The sequence below is a fragment of the Micromonospora sp. NPDC049662 genome, assembly GCF_040675055.1.
GTDB lineage: Bacteria > Actinomycetota > Actinomycetes > Mycobacteriales > Micromonosporaceae > Micromonospora.
The window spans coordinates 196,269-215,517 of the sequence record NZ_JBFAOC010000007.1 but is presented as its reverse complement, the minus strand read 5'-3'; the positions used below and the strand labels follow the sequence as shown (position 1 = coordinate 215,517).

The window sequence follows — 19,249 nt, the reverse complement described above, 5'->3', positions numbered from 1 at the left end:
GGGATGCGCGCGCATCCCGACCGGCGGCCGTCGCCGTGGTGGGCTCAGCCGGCGTCGTCGTGGGCTCGGCCGTTGGCGAGGCCGACGCGCTCGGGCCGGTCGAGGAAGTGCAGCCGCGCCTGCTTCTCCGGCAGCTCGATCACCGGGCCGGCGCGGAACCCGCTGCGCCGCAGCCGCCGGAGCATCCGGTCGTTGCGCACGTCCGGCTCCATGACGACCCGCAGCCGCCCCGGGTCGGCGAAAACGAAGTTCAGGATCGTCCCGAACAGCGCGCCGGTGAAACCGGGCTCGGCGCTCACCGGGGGCCCGATGAGCAGGTGGACGCCCACGTCGCCGGGACGTACCTCGTAGCAGTCGCCGACCGGGTCGGCCCCGGGCTCGTACGTCTGCGCCAGCGCCGCCGGCACGCCGTCGCGGTGCACCAGGTACGCGTGGTGGGTGGTCAGCGAATCCAGGTACGCGTAGATCTCCCGCACCCGCTCGCGGCTGGCGTCGCGCATCCCCCAGAACCGGGCCCGGTCCATCGTGACCCAACCGTGCAGCAGGTCGGCGTCGTCGTCGGGGCGTACCGGCCGGATGGTGACCACACCGAATCCGGGGACGTCGCGTCGGTGGTGCTGTCGGTCACTGCTCATCCGGCTCCTCGGTGAGGCGGTCCCAGTCGGTCGTCACCGGCAGCAGCTCACCGGCCAGCCACGCGGACCGCTGGTCGTGGTGGTGCTCGTCGCCCGGCACTCCGCTGACGCCGGACGGGACCACCCACCGGCTGTCCTGGCGCCGGGCCAGGTCCCAGACGTACCGCGCGGCCGGCCCCCGGAAGCATCCGTGGGTGACCCCGGGCACGCTCGACGTGGCCAGCACGCAGTCGTGGTCGCCGTCGAGGCGGGGGCCGGGCGCGGCGTCCGGGTCGGGCAGCGCCCGCCAGGCCGTCAGCCGGTGCAGGTCACCCCAGCGCACCGTACCGTCCGTCGCGGCCGCGACCTCCTCAGCCGCCGCGCGCACCACCGCCGCGACGTCGAGGCCGGGCAGCGGGGCCGCGCCGAGCAGGTGCTCCAGCGCGTAACCGACCCGCGCCCTCAGCGCCAACCAGGGCGCGAACACCTCGGGGTACGCGGGCGGCTCGGCCAGCGCGGCCAGCGCCGGGTGGTCGGCGATCCGGCGTACGACGGCGGCGCGCAGGAGAGCGAAGTCGGCCGCGTCGACGCTGTCGGCGTGCATCCGCCGGTCCCAGCGCAGCAGCCGATCGCGCAGGGCGGCGGCGGCCGGACCGAGCCCGGTCAGAGCGTCGAGCACCCCCAGCAGCGCCCCGGCGGAACCGAGGTACGTGTCGGTGTGGATCGCCGTCATGTCTGCGGCGGTGACGTCTCGGCCGGCGTCGAGCAGGTCGGCGATCCGGCGCGCGCGGTGCGGTGCGGCGAACTCGACGCCGAGCGGCGCGGACAGCCCGCGTTCGTTGGCCATCACCGCCCGGTCGGCCACCTCGGCCCGAGGCATCGGCGCGTACCAGCCCTGCCAGGCGTACGCCGCCTCCCACGCCGGGACCGGCCGGCGGCCGTTGTCCGGGTGCCGCACGGGTACCGCACCGGCGACCCGGTGCAGCAGGCCACCGGCGGTGTCGGCCGCCTGCACCACGTTGACCGGCTCCACCCAGTGCCGCAGGGCGGTGTCCACGTCGGACACGCTACGGGCCCGCAGCAGCTCCGGTATCGCCGCGAAGCCCAGCTCGCCGGTGACCCGGGGCGGATAGCGCAGGCTCAGCGCCGTCTCGTCGTCCGGCCCGCCGGCGATCACCGGGCCCCGGTCGGTCTCCACCAGCTCCACCTCGACCGGGTCCGCTCCGGCCACCTCGATCGTCTCCACGTGGACGGACGCCTCCCGCCAGCCGTCCGGGCCGAGCGCCCGTACACCAGTGTCGTGCCGGCGCAGCCGTTCGACGTAGACGTCCTGGTAGTCGGCCATCGCGTTGGTGATCGCCCACGCCACCGGGCCGGCGTGGCCGAAGTGTGCGATGCCCGGCACGCCGGGCACGGCCAGGCCGACCACGTCGTACTCCGGGCAGGCCAGCCGGATCTGCTGGTAGACGCCCGGGTCCTCGAGGATCCGGTGCGGGTCGCCGGCCAGCAGCGGCGCGCCGCTGGCCGTGCGGGAACCGGCGAGCAACCATCCGTTGCTGCCGGCGACGGCCGGCCCGTCGGTGGCGAACGCCTCGGCCGCCGCCGGGCCGAGACACCGCGCGACGTGCTCGCGCCAGAGCTTGCCCGGGAACCCGGCGAACAGGATGTGATGCCCCAGCCACACCGCGAGCGGCGTCCACGGCTCCCACCGGCCCGGGGCGAGCCCGACGGCGGCGAACTCCGGCGCGCGGGCCGCCCCGGCGGCGAGGCCGGCGTTCACCCCGGTCACGTACGCGCCCACCCACTCGGCGGTCGACGCGTCCAGGTTGGCGTGAGCGCGGCGGGCGGTGTCGTCCAGCCGGACCTGCCGGGCGAACCGGTCCCAGCCGAGCGCGTCGACGCCGAGGAAGGCGGCGCTGGTGCCCTGCGACCGGTGCCGCTCGACCTCGATCTGCCACGCCCGGTCGTACGCGGTCACCCGACCCTGCGCCGCCGCGAGAGCGAGCGGGTCGTCGGCGCGGACGTGCGGCACGCCCCACGGGTCGCGGAACCGTCGTGCCGTCATGCCGGTTCGGCCGTGCGTCGGCGGGCGGCCGGTACGACCAGCGGGGTGCCGGTCTCCGGGTCGTCGATCACCCGGCAGGGCAGCCCGAACACCTCGGCCACCAGGTCGGCGGTCACCACCTCGCGCGGGTCTCCGGCGGCCACCACCCGACCGTCGCGCATGGCGATGAGGTGGGTGGCGTACCGGGCGGCGTGGTTGAGGTCGTGTAGCACCGCGACCAGCGTACGGCCCTGCTCCTCATGCAGCCGGGCGCACAGGTCCAGGATGTCGATCTGGTGGGCGATGTCGAGGTAGGTCGTCGGCTCGTCGAGCAGCAGCAGCGGCGTCTGCTGCGCCAGCGCCATCGCGATCCAGACGCGCTGCCGTTGGCCGCCGGACAGCTCGTCCACCGGCCGGTCGGCGAGGTCGGCGACCCCGGTCGCGGCCATCGACTCGTCGACGATCCGCTCGTCCTCACGCGACCACTGCCGCAGCAGCCCCTGGTGCGGGTAGCGCCCCCGGGCGACCAGTTCGGCGACGCCGATCCCGTCCGGCGCGATCGACGTCTGTGGCAGCAGGCCGAGGGTCCGGGCGACCTTGCGGGCGGGCTGGTCGTGGATGTCCCGACCGTCCAGCAGCACCGTGCCCGCGCTCGGGCGCAGCATCCGCGACAGCGCGCGCAGCAGCGTCGACTTGCCGCACGCGTTCGGCCCGATGATCACCGTGAACGACCCGTCGGGCACCGCCACGGTGAGGTTCTCGGAGATGGTGCGCCGGTCGTAGGCGAGGGTCAGCGCGCTGCCGCCAAGACGGGAGGTCATGGGTGCTCCTTGTTCACAGTTGGTCACAGCCGGCCCGCCCGGCGTTCGACGGCCAGCAGCCAGACCAGGTAGCCGCCGCCGAGCACGCCGGTCACCACGCCGACCGGAAGCTGATGCCCGGCGAACGCCCGCTGGGCCACCAGGTCGGCGCCGACCAGCAGGGCCGCGCCGACCGCCATCGAGGGCAGCAGGTTCGGCCCGGGCGCGCGGGTCAGCCGCTTGGCGACGTGCGGCGCGACGAGCGCCACGAACGACACCGGGCCGGCCGCCGCCGCCGCGAACGACACGAGCAGCACCGCCGCGGTGAGCAGCATCAGGCGCGTCCGGCGTACCGGCACGCCGAGCGCGCTGGCCGTGTCGTCGCCCAGTTCCATCATCCGCAGCGCCGGCGCGCAACCGATGAGCACCAGCGGCGTGAGCACGGCGGTGACGGCCAACAGCGGCCCGGCGTTGGCCCAACCCCGCCCGTCCAGGCTGCCGGTGAGCCACAGCACCGCGCGGGCGGCGTCCATCAGCGGGGCCCGGGTCAGCAGGTAGCCGTTCACGCCGGTGAGGATCGCCGCGACGCCGATGCCGACCAGGACGAGGCGGTAGCCGTGCACGCCCCGCCGCCACGCGAGCGCGTAGATCAGCAGGCCGGTGGCGAGCCCGCCGCCGACCGCCGCCCCGGCCAGCGCCAGGCTGCCGCCGCCCAGGACGACCACCACCAGCGCGCCGGTCGACGCGCCCTGGGTGAAGCCCAGGATGTCCGGGCTGCCCAGCGGGTTGCGGACCAGCGACTGGAACAGCGTGCCGCCCAGCGCCAGCGCGGCGCCGACCAGCAGGGCCGTGACCAACCGGGGCAGGCGCAGCTCGGTCACGATGAACTGCTCCGCCACGCTGCCGCCGCCGGTCAGGGCGCGCAGCACGTCGCTCGGGCCCATCGGGTAGTCGCCGCTGCCCATCGCGACCAGCGAGAGCCCGGCGGCGAGCAGCGTCGCGCCGAGACCGACCGCCAGGGCGCGGGGGCGGAACCGCACCGACAACCCACCGGGGGTACGAATGACCGCGCTCACGGGGCTACCAGCCGTGAGCGGCTGACCAGCCAGAGGAACAGCGGGCCGCCCAGCACGGCGGTGACCATGCCGACCTGGAGTTCACCGGGGCGGCCGAGCACCCGGCCCAGCACGTCGGCGCCGAGCAGCAGGACCGGCGCGAGCACCGCGCAGTACGGCAGCAGCCAGCGCAGGTCGGGCCCGGTCAGCGCGCGTACCAGGTGCGGCACGAGCAGGCCGACGAAGACGATGGGACCGCAGGCGGCGGTCGCCGCGCCGCAGAGCAGGGTGACCGCGACGATCACGGCGGCCCGGATCACGGCCGGTCGGGCGCCCAGCGCCCGGGCCGCGTCGTCGCCGAGCGCGAGGGCGTTCAGCGGACGGGCAGCCCCGAGGGCGACCAGCAGGCCGACCAGGATGAACGGCGTCACCCGGGCCACCGTCGCGGCATCGGCGCTGGCCAGCGAGCCGACCGTCCAGAACCGCAGCCGGTCCAGCGAGGCGGTGTCCAGCAGCATGACCGCGCTCACGAACGAGTAGAGGGTGGCGTTGAGCGCCGCGCCGGCCAGCGCGAGCCGGGCCGGGGTGGCGCCCCGCCCGCCGCCGACGGCGTAGACCAGCGCGGTGACCAGGGCCGCGCCGAGCAGCGCGAACCAGACGTACCCGCCGATCGCCGTGACGCCCAGGAAAGCGGCGGCGGTGGCCACGGCGGCGGACGCTCCGGCGTTGATGCCGAGCAGCCCTGGGTCGGCGAGGGGGTTGCGGGTGAGCGCCTGCATCACGGCGCCGGCCACGCCGAGCGCCGTGCCGGCGAGCAGTCCGAGCAGGGTGCGGGGCAGGCGCATCCGGTGCACCACGGCGTACTCGGTGGCGTCGCGGTGCAGCAGCCCGGACCAGACGTCGGCGAGCGGCAGCGACTTCGCGCCGACCGCGATGCTGAGCACCAGGATCACGCCGAGCAGTGCCACGGCGGCGAGCAGGCCGGCGGCGCGGGTCGCCCGGCGTCGCTTCGGTGCGGGGGCCGTCGACACGTCCGGCACTGATGGTGTCGGGCTGGTGACGGTGGGTGTGGCGTCCAGTGTGGGCTCCGGGGTGTGGCGACACGGCGAACCGCTGTTGACAACAAGCGAGGTTAGGCTAACCTAACCCCGCTGTCCCGGTCGACCCCGGCCATCCTTTGATCGAAAGACGACACCATGCCCGATGCACTGTCCGCCCGTCGCCTCTCCCGTCGTGGCCTGCTGGCCGCTGGCGGCGCCGCCACGCTGGCCGCGCTGCTCGCCGGCTGCGGCAAGGACGATTCCGCCAAGCCTGCGGGCAGCGACAACACCGCCGGCCCCTGGTCGTTCACCGACGACCGCGCCAAGAAGGTCGAGGTGGCGGCCCGTCCGGCGCGTGTGGTGGCCTTTACCGGCGTGGCGGCGGCCCTGGTCGATTTCGGTCTCGACAAGCAGGTCGTCGGCGTGTTCGGCGAGACCAAGCGCGCCGACGGCACGAAGGACCCCCAGGCCGGTGACCTGAACGTCGAGGCCGTGGAGATCCTGGGCAACACCTGGGGCGAGTTCAGCCTGGAGAAGTACGCGGCCCTGCGCCCCGAGCTGCTGGTCACGCACATGTACGACCCCGACGCCCTCTGGTACGTGCCGGACGAGAGCAAGGACAAGATCCTCCCGCTCGCGCCGAGCGTGGCGATCACCACCGCGCGGGTGCCGATGACCAAGCCGATCGAGCGGTACGCCGCGTTGGCAGAGTCGCTCGGCGCCGACCTGTCCGCCAAGAAGGTCACCGACGCGAAGGCCCGCTTCGACGCCGCCGCCGACGCCGTCCGCCAGGCGGTCAAGGCCAACCCGGGCATCCGGGTGATGGCCTGCTCGGGCAGCCCCGACCTGTTCTACGTCTCCAACCCCAAGGTCAGCACCGACCTCATGTACTTCGCCGAGCTGGGCGTCGACATCGTGGTGCCGACCAAGCTCGAAGCCGGCGACTACTTCGAGGCGCTGAGCTGGGAGAACGCCGGCAAGTTCCCCGCCGACCTGATTCTGCTCGACAACCGCAGCACCGCGTTGCAGCCCAAGGACCTCGCCGCCAAGCCGACCTGGACACAGCTGCCCGCCGTGCGGGCCAACCAGGTGACGCCGTGGGACGCGGTCCCCCGCTTCTCGTACGCCGGCTCAGCGCCGCTGCTGGAGAACCTCGCCACCGCCATCCGGAACGCGAAGAAGGTCGGCTGACGCCATGAGTACGAGCACCGTCGCACCCGTCACCCTGCAGTACCGCTTCTTCGCCGCGCACGTCGTGCGGGCCCGTCAGGTGGGGGCCTCGCTGATCCGGGTCACCTTCGGCGGCGCGGAGCTGGTCGACTTCGCCGGCGGCGGCCGGGACCAGAGCGTCTCGCTGTTCCTGCCGCACCCGGGTCAGGACGCCCCGGTCGTCCCGGTCGAGCGCGGCGAGGACTGGTTCGGCGCCTGGCGGGCCCTCCCGCCGGACGTCCGCGCGGTCATGCGTTCGTACACCATCCGGGAGCACCGCCCGGCGGTCGGCGAGGTGGACATCGACTTCGTCGGCCACGGCGGCACCGGTCCCGCCTCGCGGTGGGCCAGCCTGGCGGTGGCCGGTGACCGGGTGCTGCTGCTCGGCCCGGCGGTGTACGACAACCGCAGCGTCTGCTTCCGGCCACCGGACGACACCGACCTCGTGGTGCTGGCCGCCGACGAGACCGCGCTGCCGGCCACCGCCGGGATCCTGGCGTGGCTGCCCGCCGGCACCCGGGTCCGCGCCTGGATCGAGGTCCCGGACGCGGCGGACATCACCGAGCTGCCCACCGACGCCGACGCCGAGATCCGCTGGATCGTGCGCGGCAGCACCGCACCCGGCAGCGATCTGCTGGTCAGCGCGCTGCGCGTCACCCGACTTCCGGCCGTCGCGCCGTACGCCTGGATCGCCGGCGAGTCCGGCGTGGTACGGGCGCTGCGGCGGCACCTGGTCGGCGAGCGCGGTTTCGACCGTCGACGGGTGACCTTCGCCGGCTACTGGCGGCGCGGCCTCTCCGAGGAGGACCTGCGCGCCGAGGCGCTGGCCGGCGCCACCGCCTGACCGGCGATCCCACCAGAACGCAGCACGGCCCCCGGCGCGCGCACGCGCCGGGGGAGGGTTCCGGCTGCCCATCGTCAGAACGTGGAAGGACATCCCGTGACCGTGCCGACGTACCCCGGCGAGACCGACCCGCGCAGCGCACCGGCCGCTCTACCACCGGCCACAGCGCCCGCCGGGGCCCGCGCCCACCTGTTGCACGACGGGTCGGTCGAGCAGTACCGGCGCGCGATCGCCGACGGCGTCGACCGGGTCGCCCGGCGGGTCGCCACGGTGGACCGGCCCACCACCGGAATCGCTCCGGGCGAGCTGGCGCCCCTCGTCGACAGCGTCGACCTGGACCGGCCCCTGGGCGACGCCGGCGCGGCGCTGGACGAGCTGGAGGACGTCTACCTGCGCGACGCCGTCTGGTTCCACCACCCGCGCTACCTGGCCCACCTCAACTGCCCGGTGGTCATCCCGGCGCTGCTCGGCGAGGCGGTGCTCAGCGCCGTCAACTCCTCCCTGGACACCTGGGACCAGAGCGCCGGCGCGACGCTCATCGAGCGACGGTTGATCGACTGGACCGCCGCCCGGATCGGTCTCGGTCCGGACGCCGACGGAGTGTTCACCAGCGGAGGCAGCCAGTCGAACCTCCAGGCGCTGCTGCTGGCCCGGGAGGAGGCGTGCCTCGCCGCGACCACCCCGGCGGCACGCCTGGACCTGCTGCCCCGCCTGCGCGTGCTCACCTCGGTCGCCGGGCACTTCAGCGTCCAGAAGTCCGCCAAGCTCCTCGGCCTCGCCCCGGACGCGGTGATCGCGGTGCCCACCGACGCGCGGCGACGCGTCCGGCCCGCCGCCGTCCGCGAGGAGATCGCCCGGTGTCGGGCGGCCGGACTGGTCCCGATGGCCGTCGTCGGGACCGCCGGCACCACCGACTTCGGCTCCATCGACCCGCTCGCGGACCTGGCGGAGGTCTGCGCGGAGACCGGCGTCTGGCTGCACGTCGACGCCGCGTACGGCTGCGGTCTGCTCGTCTCGCCGACGCGCCGGCACCTGCTCGACGGCATCGAACGCGCCGACTCGGTGACCGTCGACTACCACAAGTCGTTCTTCCAGCCGGTCAGCTCCAGCGCGCTGCTGGTCCGGGACCGGCGGGCGCTGGGGCACGCCACCTACCACGCCGACTACCTCAACCCGGCGCGCATGGTGGAGCAGCGGATTCCGAACCAGGTCGACAAGAGCCTGCAGACCACCCGCCGCTTCGACGCGCTGAAGCTGTGGCTGACCCTGCGGGTGATGGGCCCGGACGCGCTCGGCGAACTCTTCGACGAGGTGGTCGACGCCGCGGCCGACGCCTGGCAGCTCGTCAGCGAGGACCCCCGCTTCGAGGTGGTGACCCGCTCGCAGTTGAGCACCGTGGTCTTCCGTTACCTGCCCACCGGTCCGGGCCGGGAGCTGGCCGACGCCGCCAACCTGTACGCCCGGGAGGCGCTGGCCGCCTCCGGCCTCGCCGTGGTCGCCGGCACCCGGGTGGACGGCCGGCACTTTCTCAAGTTCACGCTGCTGAACCCGGCCACGACCGTCGACGACGTCGGCCAGGTGCTCGAACTGATCGCCGGCCACGCCGGGCGGTACGTGCGCGACACCGTCGCCGCCGTCCTGACCTGCCCCGTCGGCTGACCCCGAACCCCGCCTGGAGAAGAAGATGTCCACCCACGACTTCGTCGCCATCGGGCTGGGCCCGTACAACCTGGGCCTGGCCTGTCTCACCGCGCCGATCGACGAGCTGGACGGGGTGTTCCTGGAGGCTCGACCGAGCCTCGCCTGGCACCCCGGCATGCTGCTGGAGTCGGCCCGGTTGCAGACCCCGTTCATCGCCGACCTGGTCAGCCTCGCCGATCCGACCTCCCCGTACTCGTTCCTCAACTACCTCAAGGAGATCGGCCGGCTCTACCCGTTCTACATCCGGGAGAGCTTCTACCCGCTGCGCAGCGAGTACGACGCGTACTGCCGGTGGGCGGCCGCGAAACTGCCGAACCTGCGCTTCGGTCAGACGGTGACCACCGTGGAGTACGACAGCGCCGACGGGCGGTACGTGGTGCGGGCCACCACCGGCGGGTCCGAGAGCGTCGAGTACCGGGCGCGGCACCTGGTGCTCGGCACCGGCACGCCGCCGCACCTGCCGGCGGCCGTCGCCGGGCTGCCCGGGGACTCCGTGCACAACTCGCGCTACCTGGAGCATCGGGACGCGCTGCGGACCAGGCGCAGCATCACCGTGGTGGGCAGCGGGCAGAGCGCCGCCGAGATCTACCACGACCTCCTCGGCGACATCGGCCGGTACGGCTACCAGCTCAACTGGGTCACCCGCTCGCCGCGGTTCTTCCCCCTCGAATACACCAAGCTGACGTTGGAGATGACCTCACCGGACTACGTGGACTACTTCCACGCGCTGCCCGAGGAGACCCGCTACCGGCTGGAATCGGCGCAGAAGGGGCTGTTCAAGGGAATCAACGCCGACCTGATCAACGACATCTTCGACCTGCTCTACGCGCACAGCGTCGCCGGTCCGGTGAACACCCGGCTGATCACCAACACCGAGCTGGTCGACGCCACCCACCACGACGGGGAGTACACGCTCGGGCTGCGGCAGGTGGAGCAGGAGCGGGACTTCACCCTGCGCACCGAGGGTCTGGTCCTGGCCACCGGCTACCACTACCGGGTCCCGACGTTCCTCGAACCGGTGCGCGAGCGCATCCGCTGGGACGCGCACGGCCGCTTCGACGTGGCCCGCAACTACAGCATCGACCACGACGCGCGGGGCATCTTCCTGCAGAACGCGGGCACCCACACGCACAGCATCACCTCACCCGACCTGGGCATGGGCGCGTACCGCAACTCCTGGATCATCCGCGAGCTGCTCGGCCGCGAGCACTACCCGATCGAGAAGAGCATCACCTTCCAGGAGTTCGGGGTGGTGTCGTGAGCGTGGTCTTCAGCCGCGCCGACGAGCGGCTCGGGAACTTCGCCCTGCGTCGCCTCGACCCAGGGAGCGACGCCGGGGTCCTGCACGGCTGGGTGACCCACCCGAAGTCGGCGTTCTGGTTGATGCAGGACACCGACGAGGCCCAGGTCGTCGAGGAGTACCGGCGCATCGCCGCCCACCCGCACCACGACGCGTACCTGGGCCTGTGGCGAGGGAGTCCGGCGTTCCTGGCCGAACGCTACGACCCGGCGCACGTGGAGCTGGTCGGCCGGTACGACCACCAACCCGGCGACGTGGGCATGCACTTCCTGTGCGCACCCGCCGGCACGCCGGTGCACGGCTTCACCCGCGCGGTGATCCGTACCGTCCTGGCCTGGCTCTTCGCCGACCCGGCGACCGTGCGCGTGGTGGTCGAGCCGGACGTGCGCAACACGGCCGTGCACGCGCTGAACGCCGCCGTCGGGTTCGAGGTCGTCGGCCCGATCACCAAGCCGGAGAAAGAGGCGCTGCTCAGCGTCTGCACCCGCGCCCAGTTCCAGGCCGCCACCGAGCCGGCCGCCGCCACCGCAGCAGAAGGAGCCCCGGCGTGACCACCACCGCCGTCCCCACCTCGCCGACCGTCACCGGCCCGGCCACCCCGGGTGACCCGGTCGCGCACCTCACCCCGCAGCGCTGGGCGCGGGCCAATCGGATGCTGGTCCGCAAGGCGCTCGCCGAGTTCACCCACGAGCGGCTGCTCACCCCGACGCCCGTGCCGGGCCCCGACGACCGGCAGTGGTACGAGGTCCGCAGCGACGACGAGTCCGTCACCTACCGGTTCGCCGCCCGGGTGCTCGCCCTGGCCCACTGGCAGATCGACGCGGACAGCATCACCCGGCACCGCGACGGCACGTCGCTGCCACCCGACGCGGTGGACCTGATCGTCGAGCTGCGCGGCACTCTCGGGCTCTCCGCTCGGGTGCTGCCCGTCTACCTGGAAGAGATCACCTCCACCCTGGCCGGTACGGCGTACAAGCTGGCCCAGGGTGCGCCGAGCGCCGCCGAGCTGGCCGGCGCGGACTTCCAGACCATCGAGACGTCCATGACCGAGGGTCACCCCTGCTTCGTGGCCAACAACGGCCGGCTCGGCTTCGGCGTCGACGAGTACCACCGCTACGCCCCGGAAGCCGGCACGCCGGTACGCCTGGAGTGGCTGGCCGCGCACCGGGACCACTCGACGTTCAGCAGCGCCGCCGACCTCGACTACGACGCGCTCATCTCCGGCGAGTTGGACGCTGCGACCCGGGCGCGGTTCGCCGCCACGATGGCTGACCTCGGGCTCGACCTCGCCGACTACCACCTCATTCCGGCGCACCCCTGGCAATGGTGGAACAAGCTGGCGGTGACGTTCGCGGGGGAGTTGGCCGAACGCCGGCTCGTGCACCTCGGCCCCGGCCCCGACTCGTACCTCGCGCAGCAGTCCATCCGTACCTTCTTCAACGTCACCGATCCGGGCCGGCACTACGTCAAGACGGCGCTGTCGGTGCTGAACATGGGCTTCATGCGCGGGCTGTCGGCTGCGTACATGGCCGCCACGCCGGCCATCAACGACTGGCTGGCCGATCTGATCGCCGCCGACGAGGTGTTGGCCGGCACGGGCCTGACGGTCATCCGGGAACGGGCGGCGGTCGGCTACCGCCACCGGCAGTACGAGGCGGCCACCGAACGGACCTCCCCGTACCGCAAGATGCTCGCCGCCCTGTGGCGGGAGAGCCCGGTGCCGGGTCTGGCCCCGGGGGAGCGACTGTCCACGATGGCCGCGCTGCTGCACGTCGACGACGGCGGCGGCTCGCTGGCGGCGGCGCTGATCGACCGGTCCGGCCTGGCGCCCGAGGTGTGGCTACGCCGCTACCTGGACGCCTACCTGACCCCGCTGCTGCACAGCTTCTACGCCCACGACCTGGCCTTCATGCCGCACGGCGAGAACGTGATCCTGGTCCTCGACGAGCGGCACACCGTCCAGCGGGTGATCTTCAAGGACATCGCCGAGGAGATCGCGGTGTTGAGCGCCGACGTCGAGCTGCCGGCCGAGGTGGAGCGCATCCGCGTCGAGGTGCCCGACGACACCAAGTTGCTGACCATCTTCACCGACGTGGTCGACTGCTTCCTGCGCCACCTCAACGCCGTCCTCGTCGAGGCAGGGGTGCTCACCGAGGACGCCTTCTGGGGCACGGTCGCGGCCTGCGCCGCCGACTACTTCGCGCGGGTGCCGCACCTGGCCGAGCGGGTCCGCCACTACGACCTGTTCGCTCCCGAGTTCGCGCTGTCCTGCCTCAACCGCCTTCAGCTCCGCGACAACCAGCAGATGATCGACCTGGCCGATCCGTCGGCCGCCCTGCAGTTCGTCGGCACCCTCACCAATCCACTGGCCGCCCACGCCCCGGCCCGCTGACGCCACTCCGTCTTCATCGCGATCACTTGATGCTGACCAGTTGTCCGGCCCCTCCTGGAACTGGTCAGCATCAAGTGATCATTCCCCGCCGGGCACGGCAACCACGCGTCGTACCCGTACGTGACGGTCTCCGGATCGGCTGACCCTTCGCCTACCGGTAGTCGGCGTAGATCCGGCGTTGCGCACCGTCGACGGTCACCGGGCCGCCGTGCGGGAGGATCCACTGCGGTCTGGTGTGGCCGAACGGCACGCCGACGCAGACCACCGCCTCGGGGTTGTAGCGGTGTATCTGGTCCACGACCGTGTCGCGCTGCTGCTCGCGTAGCCGTGCCCGCTCCTGCGCGTCGGGCCGGCGGTCCAGGTCGGAGACCGGGGGACGGGCGACCAGGACCGCGTCGGCGGCGGCCAGGAGACCGCGTTCCCCCAGCGAGCGGACGATCCAACCGACCTCGCGCGCGGGGAGCAGCTCCTCCGACGTCTCGATGATCAGCACGCCGCCGCGCAGCACCTCCGGTCCGAACGGGAAACGCCCCGCCGTGAGGAGCCACTGCAGGACCTCCAGGCAGCCACCCCAGGTGGGGCCGGTGACGGTGCGGCGCGGCCCGTGCCAGGTCCACGGCTCGGCCGGCTCGCGTTCCCCGAACGACTGCAACGCCCGCGGATCGTCCCAGGGAACCCCGACATCCTCGGACTCGCCCGGGTCGGTGATCTCCAACCGCTCGCCGGTGAGCAGCGCGGCGCGCAGCGAGCGGGCGTGGATGTCGTCCACGGCGGGACCGGGGCCGAGGTGCACCTGGGACGACCCGCCGTAGAAGCTCGCGATGCCGAGCCCCCAGAGCCACTGGTGCAGGTTGGTGTTGTCGCTGGTGCCCAGGAACGGCTTCGGGTCGGCGCGGGCCAGGTCGGCGTCCAGGTGGGGGACGACGGTGATCTGGTCGTCGCCGCCGACGACGGCCAGGATCGCGCGTACCCGAGGATCGGCGAAGGCGGCGTTGACGTCCGCCGCGCGGGCCTGTGCGCTCGCGCCGACCGTGCGGGTGGTGGGGTACTCGACCGGGACGAGGCCGGTCACGTCGGCGAGCCGGCGCATGGCCTGCTCGTGGATCTCGGGAAAGGCGCCGGCGGCGGCGAAGGACGGCGACAGGACCGCGATCCGGTCACCCGGGCGTGCCTTCGGTGGACGTACAAGATCGTGCTTCATTCCGAGATTCCACCAGCGGCACCGGTCGCCGCGCACCCCGTTTCGGTGCGCGCCGACGGTGGCCGCACCGAGCAGAGATCCACTGGTGTTATCGATAACACGAGGTGAAGACCCCCACCGCACCCGTGTCGCCGCTCCTGATCTGCCAGCTCAGGCGTGGTGCACAGGGAGCCGTAATAGTTAGAACCTTGAATTTGTGCGTAGTCCGGCCGTAACATGCCGAACACGGATGTGAACGCTAACGTTCGGACCCCTGCATCCCGCCGAGCCCGTCCCGCCCGGTTGCCGTCCCATCGCCGGTAGCGCTCATTTGGAGGTCCCATGTCGTCCCTGCCCCTCAGCCGACGCCGCGTTCTGCAGGCCGCCGGCGCCACCGCCGTGGTCTCCGCGACCGGCGCCGCGACGCTGGGCGCCGGCCCCGCCGCCGCCGCGGTGGTCCCGCCAGCGCGCGCGGACATCGGCGTCGCGGCCTACGCCTTCGACCCCGGTCAGGTACGACTGACCAGCGGCCGTTGGCTGGACAACCAGAACCGCACCCTGAACTATCTGCGCTTCGTCGACGTTGACCGGATGCTCTACAACTTCCGCGCCAACCACCGGCTGTCCACCAACGGCGCCGCCACCAACGGTGGGTGGGACGCGCCGAACTTCCCGTTCCGTACGCACATGCAGGGGCACTTCCTGACCGCGTGGTCCTATGCCTACGCGGTGCTGGGCGACACCACCTGCCGGGACAAGGCGAACTACATGGTCGCCGAGATGGCCAAGTGCCAGGCGAACAACGGCGCGGCCGGGTTCGGCGCGGGCTACCTCTCCGGCTTCCCGGAGTCGGACTTCTCCGCGCTCGAGGCGCGGACCCTGTCCAACGGAAACGTCCCGTACTACTGCATCCACAAGACGCTCGCCGGCCTGCTCGACGTCTGGCGCTACACCGGCAACACCCAGGCCCGTACGGTGCTGCTGGCCCTCGCCGGCTGGGTCGACACCCGCACGTCCCGGCTCAGCTCCAGCCAGATGCAGTCGATGCTCGGCACCGAGTTCGGTGGCATGAACGACGTGCTGACGGACATCTACCAGATGACCGGTGACAGCCGGTGGCTCACCACGGCCCAGCGGTTCGACCACGCCTCGGTGTTCAACCCCCTGGCCAGCAACCAGGACCAGCTCAACGGTCTGCACGCCAACACGCAGGTGCCCAAGTGGATCGGCGCGGCCCGCGAGTTCAAGGCCACCGGGACCACCCGCTACCGGGACATCGCCAGCAACGCGTGGAACATCACCGTGGGCGCGCACTCCTACGTCATCGGCGGCAACAGCCAGGCCGAGCACTTCCGCGCGCCGAACGCCATCGCCGGTTACCTGAGCAACGACACCTGCGAGCAGTGCAACACCTACAACATGCTCAAGCTGACGCGGGAGCTGTGGCTGCTCGATCCGAACCGGACCGACTACTTCGACTTCTACGAGCGCGCGATGATCAACCACCTGCTCGGCGCGCAGAACCCGGCCGACAGCCGTGGCCACATCACCTACTTCACCCCGCTCAAGCCCGGTGGGCGGCGGGGCGTCGGCCCGGCGTGGGGTGGCGGCACCTGGAGCACCGACTACAACTCATTCTGGTGCTGCCAGGGCACCGGCCTGGAGATCAACACGAAGTTGATGGACTCCGTCTACTTCTACAGCGGCACGACGCTCACGGTGAACCTCTTCGTGCCGTCCGAGCTGAACTGGTCGCAGCGGGGGATCACGGTCACCCAGAGCACCACGTACCCGGTGAGCGACACCAGCACGCTCACGCTCTCCGGCACGATGAGTGGCTCGTGGAGCATCCGGGTGCGCATCCCGGCGTGGACGAGCGGCGCGACCATCAGCGTCAACGGTGTGGCCGAGTCGGTCACCACGACGCCGGGCAGCTACGCCACCGTCACCCGCACCTGGGCCGCCGGCGACACCATCACCGTACGACTGCCCATGCGGGTCGTCATGCGGGCGGCCAACGACAATCCCAGCGTCGCCGCCGTCACGTACGGCCCGAGCGTGCTCTGCGGCAACTACGGCAACACCACGCTCAACTCGCTGCCGTCGCTCGTGGTCTCGTCGGTCGCCCGGACCAGCACCAGCTCGCTCGCGTTCACGGCCACCGCGAACGGGTCCACCGTCAACCTCGGGCCGTTCCAGGACGCCCACGGGTTCAACTACACGGTGTACTGGAACACCAGCGGCAGCAGCGGCGGAGGCAGTTACCGGCTGGTCAACGTGGGCAGCGGGATGGTCCTCGGCATCCAGAACATGTCCACCGCCGACGGCGGGCTGGCCCTGCAGTGGGACGACAGCGGCACGGCCGACCACAACTGGGTCATGATCACCGATGGCAACGCCGTCCGGTTCCGCAACGTCAACAGCGGCAAGGTCCTCGGTGTGGAGAACATGTCCACCGCCGACAACGCCCGCGTCCTGCAGTGGTCGGACAACGGCACCGCCGACCACCGGTGGACGCTCGTCGACAACGGCGACGGCACCTACAAGATCCGCAACGTCAACAGCGGCAAGCTGCTCGGCATCCTGAACAACTCCACCGCCCGGGGCGCGCAGGCGGTGCAGGATTCGGACAACGGCAGCGCGGACAACCGCTGGCGGCTGGTGGCCAACGCCTAGACCGTCGAGGCTCGGCCTGGCCGGGGCGTGTGTCGAAACCCCGAATCGGGGGCTTCGACACACGCCCCTCGTGCTGTCTCGGCCCGGCCCGCGAGATCTTGCCGAACTCTCTTGCGCGGATAGGTCTGTAATGCAAAGCTAACTTCATGACACACGAATCCGCTCCGCAGGCGGACGGCCCTCGGGAGCTGTTGGCCGCTGTGCGCGACCTGACCCGCCAGGTCCAGGTCGCCCAGCGCGGCACCTGGTTTCCGCTGCTGGTCCTCGCGGTGGTCACCCTGGCCGCGATCCCCGTCTACCGGTACGCCCCCTACCTCGATGTGTTCGACACCTGCCGATCCCGCCCGGGGCACACGGTCTGCATGGCGCCCAATCCGGCGGAGCTCGGGTACTGGACCGTCGCGCTGGTGCTCGCGTACGTGGCGATCGCCGGCTTCTACGTACGGCAGTCCCGACGCCGTGGCGTGGGCACCCCGATCCGCCCCTACGTCGTCGTCGGCGTCGCGTTGGCCGTGCTGATGGCCGCCGTGTCGATCTGGCTGACGTTCCACCCGCTCCTCCCCGTCCCCGCCGACCCCTTCTCCACCGACCCGGTCAAGATCGAGGTCGGGCCGGCGACGTGGCTCGTCAACGGACTGGCCAGTCCCGTCGCGGTCATCGCGCTGGCGCTGATGGTGCTCGCGTGGGTCGAACGCAACTGGGCGCTGCTGGCGTACAGCCTCGTCTACCTGGTGATCGTGATGGTGCAGGGCGGCCAGGTCATCCACTCGACCTCGCCGTGGTTCTTCCTGCCGCACCTGCTCCTCGCTGCGGCGCTGCTGCTGCTCGGCAGCGCGGCCTTCGCCCTGTTCCGGCCGAGCACCGAGGTTCCGAGGCGATGACCGACCATCCCACCAACGGCCTCGACGACGTGGTCCACCAGCGCGTCCGACTGGGCATCCTGGCCATCGCGCACCAGGCTCGCCAGGTCGAGTTCGGCTTCCTACGCACCACCCTGCAGCTGACCGCGGGCAATCTCGGGCAGCACCTGACCGTCCTGGAGAAGGCCGAGCTGATCCAGATCGAGAAGGGCTACGAGGGCAAGCGCCCGCGTACCTGGGTGACTCTCACCGCTGCCGGTCAGGCCGCCCTGCGCGACGAGATCGCCCACCTCAAGCAACTCATCCAGCAGGTCGAGCAGACCGGGCCGCCGCCGACCGGTGACCCGGTGACCTGAACCTCAGTCGGCCGTTCCCGCGCGCCGGAACGCGCGGGCCAGCTCGGCCAGGTCGAGCCCTTCGAAGTGGCGCAGGAACCGCTGCCGTACGGCAGCGAGATGGCTGGGCCAGGACTCCTGGAGGCGGGCGAAGCCCGCGTCGGTGAGCACCGCGTTCCAGCCGCGGGCGTCCTCCTCGCACCGTTCCCGCTTGACCAGTCCCTGGCTCTCCAGTCGGATGATCGTCCGGGTCATGCCGCTCAACGAGAGGTAACAGGCCGTAGCGAGTTCGTGCATCCGCATTCGCCGCTCCGGCGCCTCGGAGAGGTTCATCAGGGCGGTGTACTCGGTCAGCGGTAGCTGCCGGTCGCCCACCATGTCGGCGTCGATCGCGCGTGGCACCACGTACATCACCTGGCCCAGGGCGCGAACCAGCGCCTCCTCGTCGGGTTCGAGGGGTCGCGGCGCCTCGGGGTGGGGATCGGCCATCCCGCAAGCATAGTTGCTTGATTGAGCAATTGCTTACTGTGGGTGTGAGGGTGCTCATACCACGGTCATTTGCTTGACGAAGCAAGGAGCGGCTAGCGTTCCGGCGGTCAGGTTCGGACTACTGAAAGGCGCAGCCATGACCAGGATCGGGATCATCCTCGGAAGCACCCGCCCGGGGCGCAACGGCGAAGCCGTCGCCCGCTGGGTCCACGAGATCGCCCAGCAGCGCACCGACGCGCAGTTCGAGCTGATCGACCTGCTCGACTACAAGCTGCCGCACCTCGACGAGGCGATGCCGCCGGCGATGGGCCAGTACAGCCAGCCCCACACGCTGCGCTGGGCCGAGACCATCGCGTCGTTCGACGGCTTCGTGATGGTGACGCCCGAGTACAACCACTCGACCTCCGGCGCCCTGAAGAACGCCATCGACTTCCTCTACAACGAGTGGAACAACAAGGCCGTCGGGTTCGTCAGCTACGGCTCCCTCGGTGGCGCCCGGGCCGTGGAGCACCTGCGCCTGATCGCCGGTGAGCTGCAGATGGCCGACGTGCGCTCGCAGGTCGCGCTCTCGCTCTACACCGACTTCGAGAACTTCAGCACCTTCAAGCCCGGCGACCAGCACCTGCCGGCGCTGACCACCACCCTCGACCAGGTCGTGGCCTGGAGCACCGCGCTCGCGCCGCTGCGCCAGGGCTGACCTTTATCGGTAC

17 protein-coding genes are annotated in these 19,249 nt (G+C 71.9%); 10 read left to right on the top strand and 7 right to left on the bottom strand.

Annotated elements, in window-relative coordinates:
• Positions 1-44: 44 nt before the first annotated feature.
• The 5 genes from AB0J36_RS08505 to AB0J36_RS08485 are packed head-to-tail and all read right to left on the bottom strand — an operon-like array spanning position 45 to position 5,481.
• On the bottom strand, positions 45-635 hold the full coding sequence (locus tag AB0J36_RS08505) for a GNAT family N-acetyltransferase (protein WP_363660344.1): 591 nt from the start codon (positions 633-635) through the stop codon (positions 45-47).
• Positions 625-2,679 (bottom strand): penicillin acylase family protein, encoded by a 2,055-nt coding sequence (locus AB0J36_RS08500; protein ID WP_363660343.1) that lies wholly within the window; start codon positions 2,677-2,679, stop codon positions 625-627. The genes AB0J36_RS08505 and AB0J36_RS08500 overlap by 11 nt, the downstream gene beginning before the upstream one ends.
• Entirely contained in the window at positions 2,676-3,479 is an 804-nt protein-coding gene (locus AB0J36_RS08495; protein ID WP_357117854.1) for an ABC transporter ATP-binding protein, read from the bottom strand. The genes AB0J36_RS08500 and AB0J36_RS08495 overlap by 4 nt, the downstream gene beginning before the upstream one ends.
• A 23-nt stretch (positions 3,480-3,502) precedes the next feature.
• Positions 3,503-4,534, bottom strand: coding sequence for an iron chelate uptake ABC transporter family permease subunit (locus tag AB0J36_RS08490; protein ID WP_363660342.1), 1,032 nt, complete (start codon positions 4,532-4,534; stop codon positions 3,503-3,505).
• Positions 4,531-5,481 (bottom strand): iron chelate uptake ABC transporter family permease subunit, encoded by a 951-nt coding sequence (locus AB0J36_RS08485; protein WP_357170553.1) that lies wholly within the window; start codon positions 5,479-5,481, stop codon positions 4,531-4,533. Before AB0J36_RS08485 ends, AB0J36_RS08490 begins: the two co-directional genes overlap by 4 nt.
• A 228-nt stretch (positions 5,482-5,709) precedes the next feature.
• Between AB0J36_RS08485 and AB0J36_RS08480 the strand changes: the two genes are divergently transcribed.
• From AB0J36_RS08480 to AB0J36_RS08455, 6 genes are all read left to right on the top strand, one after another.
• Entirely contained in the window at positions 5,710-6,744 is a 1,035-nt protein-coding gene (locus AB0J36_RS08480) for an ABC transporter substrate-binding protein (protein WP_363660341.1), read from the top strand.
• A gap of 4 nt (positions 6,745-6,748) precedes the next feature.
• Positions 6,749-7,606: a siderophore-interacting protein gene (locus AB0J36_RS08475; RefSeq protein ID WP_363660340.1), complete on the top strand. Its 858-nt coding sequence runs from the start codon at positions 6,749-6,751 to the stop codon at positions 7,604-7,606.
• A gap of 189 nt (positions 7,607-7,795) precedes the next feature.
• A complete protein-coding gene (locus AB0J36_RS08470) occupies positions 7,796-9,265 on the top strand; it encodes an aspartate aminotransferase family protein (protein ID WP_357398763.1) in 1,470 nt (489 codons plus the stop codon).
• A gap of 25 nt (positions 9,266-9,290) precedes the next feature.
• On the top strand, positions 9,291-10,568 hold the full coding sequence (locus tag AB0J36_RS08465) for a SidA/IucD/PvdA family monooxygenase (protein ID WP_363660339.1): 1,278 nt from the start codon (positions 9,291-9,293) through the stop codon (positions 10,566-10,568).
• The gene (locus AB0J36_RS08460; protein ID WP_363660338.1) at positions 10,565-11,158 is read left to right on the top strand and encodes a GNAT family N-acetyltransferase; all 594 of its coding nucleotides are present in this window, start codon (positions 10,565-10,567) and stop codon (positions 11,156-11,158) included. The genes AB0J36_RS08465 and AB0J36_RS08460 overlap by 4 nt, the downstream gene beginning before the upstream one ends.
• 101 nt (positions 11,159-11,259) lie before the next feature.
• A complete protein-coding gene (locus AB0J36_RS08455; protein ID WP_363660347.1) occupies positions 11,260-12,999 on the top strand; it encodes an IucA/IucC family siderophore biosynthesis protein in 1,740 nt (579 codons plus the stop codon).
• Between the two features lie 151 nt (positions 13,000-13,150).
• Here AB0J36_RS08455 and AB0J36_RS08450 read toward each other — a convergent pair whose 3' ends face one another.
• Positions 13,151-14,200, bottom strand: coding sequence for an LD-carboxypeptidase (locus tag AB0J36_RS08450; protein WP_357169645.1), 1,050 nt, complete (start codon positions 14,198-14,200; stop codon positions 13,151-13,153).
• A 321-nt stretch (positions 14,201-14,521) separates the two neighbouring features.
• Here AB0J36_RS08450 and AB0J36_RS08445 point away from each other — a divergent pair, with 321 nt between their 5' ends.
• The 3 genes from AB0J36_RS08445 (at position 14,522) to AB0J36_RS08435 (ending at position 18,071) form a co-directional block, all read left to right on the top strand.
• A complete protein-coding gene (locus tag AB0J36_RS08445) occupies positions 14,522-16,855 on the top strand; it encodes a beta-L-arabinofuranosidase domain-containing protein (protein ID WP_357169648.1) in 2,334 nt (777 codons plus the stop codon).
• 146 nt (positions 16,856-17,001) lie between these two features.
• Positions 17,002-17,736, top strand: coding sequence for a hypothetical protein (locus AB0J36_RS08440; RefSeq protein WP_357169651.1), 735 nt, complete (start codon positions 17,002-17,004; stop codon positions 17,734-17,736).
• Positions 17,733-18,071 carry a transcriptional regulator gene (locus AB0J36_RS08435; protein ID WP_357117882.1) on the top strand — a complete coding sequence of 113 codons (339 nt, stop codon included), beginning with the start codon at positions 17,733-17,735 and terminating at the stop codon, positions 18,069-18,071. The genes AB0J36_RS08440 and AB0J36_RS08435 overlap by 4 nt, the downstream gene beginning before the upstream one ends.
• Before the next feature lie 3 nt (positions 18,072-18,074).
• Here the strand turns inward: AB0J36_RS08435 and AB0J36_RS08430 are convergent, their stop codons facing one another.
• On the bottom strand, positions 18,075-18,539 hold the full coding sequence (locus tag AB0J36_RS08430; protein ID WP_357117885.1) for a MarR family transcriptional regulator: 465 nt from the start codon (positions 18,537-18,539) through the stop codon (positions 18,075-18,077).
• Between the two features lie 136 nt (positions 18,540-18,675).
• Between AB0J36_RS08430 and AB0J36_RS08425 the strand changes: the two genes are divergently transcribed.
• Positions 18,676-19,236: an NAD(P)H-dependent oxidoreductase gene (locus tag AB0J36_RS08425; protein ID WP_357117888.1), complete on the top strand. Its 561-nt coding sequence runs from the start codon at positions 18,676-18,678 to the stop codon at positions 19,234-19,236.
• Positions 19,237-19,249 lie beyond the last annotated feature (13 nt).

Coding starts and splice junctions, on each gene's coding strand:
- AB0J36_RS08505 (WP_363660344.1), bottom strand. CDS start 635: ATGAGCAGTGACCGACAGCACCACCGACGCGACGTCCCCGGATTCGGT.
- AB0J36_RS08500 (WP_363660343.1), bottom strand. CDS start 2,679: ATGACGGCACGACGGTTCCGCGACCCGTGGGGCGTGCCGCACGTCCGC.
- AB0J36_RS08495 (WP_357117854.1), bottom strand. CDS start 3,479: ATGACCTCCCGTCTTGGCGGCAGCGCGCTGACCCTCGCCTACGACCGG.
- AB0J36_RS08480 (WP_363660341.1), top strand. CDS start 5,710: ATGCCCGATGCACTGTCCGCCCGTCGCCTCTCCCGTCGTGGCCTGCTG.
- AB0J36_RS08475 (WP_363660340.1), top strand. CDS start 6,749: ATGAGTACGAGCACCGTCGCACCCGTCACCCTGCAGTACCGCTTCTTC.
- AB0J36_RS08465 (WP_363660339.1), top strand. CDS start 9,291: ATGTCCACCCACGACTTCGTCGCCATCGGGCTGGGCCCGTACAACCTG.
- AB0J36_RS08455 (WP_363660347.1), top strand. CDS start 11,260: ATGCTGGTCCGCAAGGCGCTCGCCGAGTTCACCCACGAGCGGCTGCTC.
- AB0J36_RS08450 (WP_357169645.1), bottom strand. CDS start 14,200: ATGAAGCACGATCTTGTACGTCCACCGAAGGCACGCCCGGGTGACCGG.
- AB0J36_RS08445 (WP_357169648.1), top strand. CDS start 14,522: ATGTCGTCCCTGCCCCTCAGCCGACGCCGCGTTCTGCAGGCCGCCGGC.
- AB0J36_RS08440 (WP_357169651.1), top strand. CDS start 17,002: ATGACACACGAATCCGCTCCGCAGGCGGACGGCCCTCGGGAGCTGTTG.
- AB0J36_RS08435 (WP_357117882.1), top strand. CDS start 17,733: ATGACCGACCATCCCACCAACGGCCTCGACGACGTGGTCCACCAGCGC.
- AB0J36_RS08430 (WP_357117885.1), bottom strand. CDS start 18,539: ATGGCCGATCCCCACCCCGAGGCGCCGCGACCCCTCGAACCCGACGAG.
- AB0J36_RS08425 (WP_357117888.1), top strand. CDS start 18,676: ATGACCAGGATCGGGATCATCCTCGGAAGCACCCGCCCGGGGCGCAAC.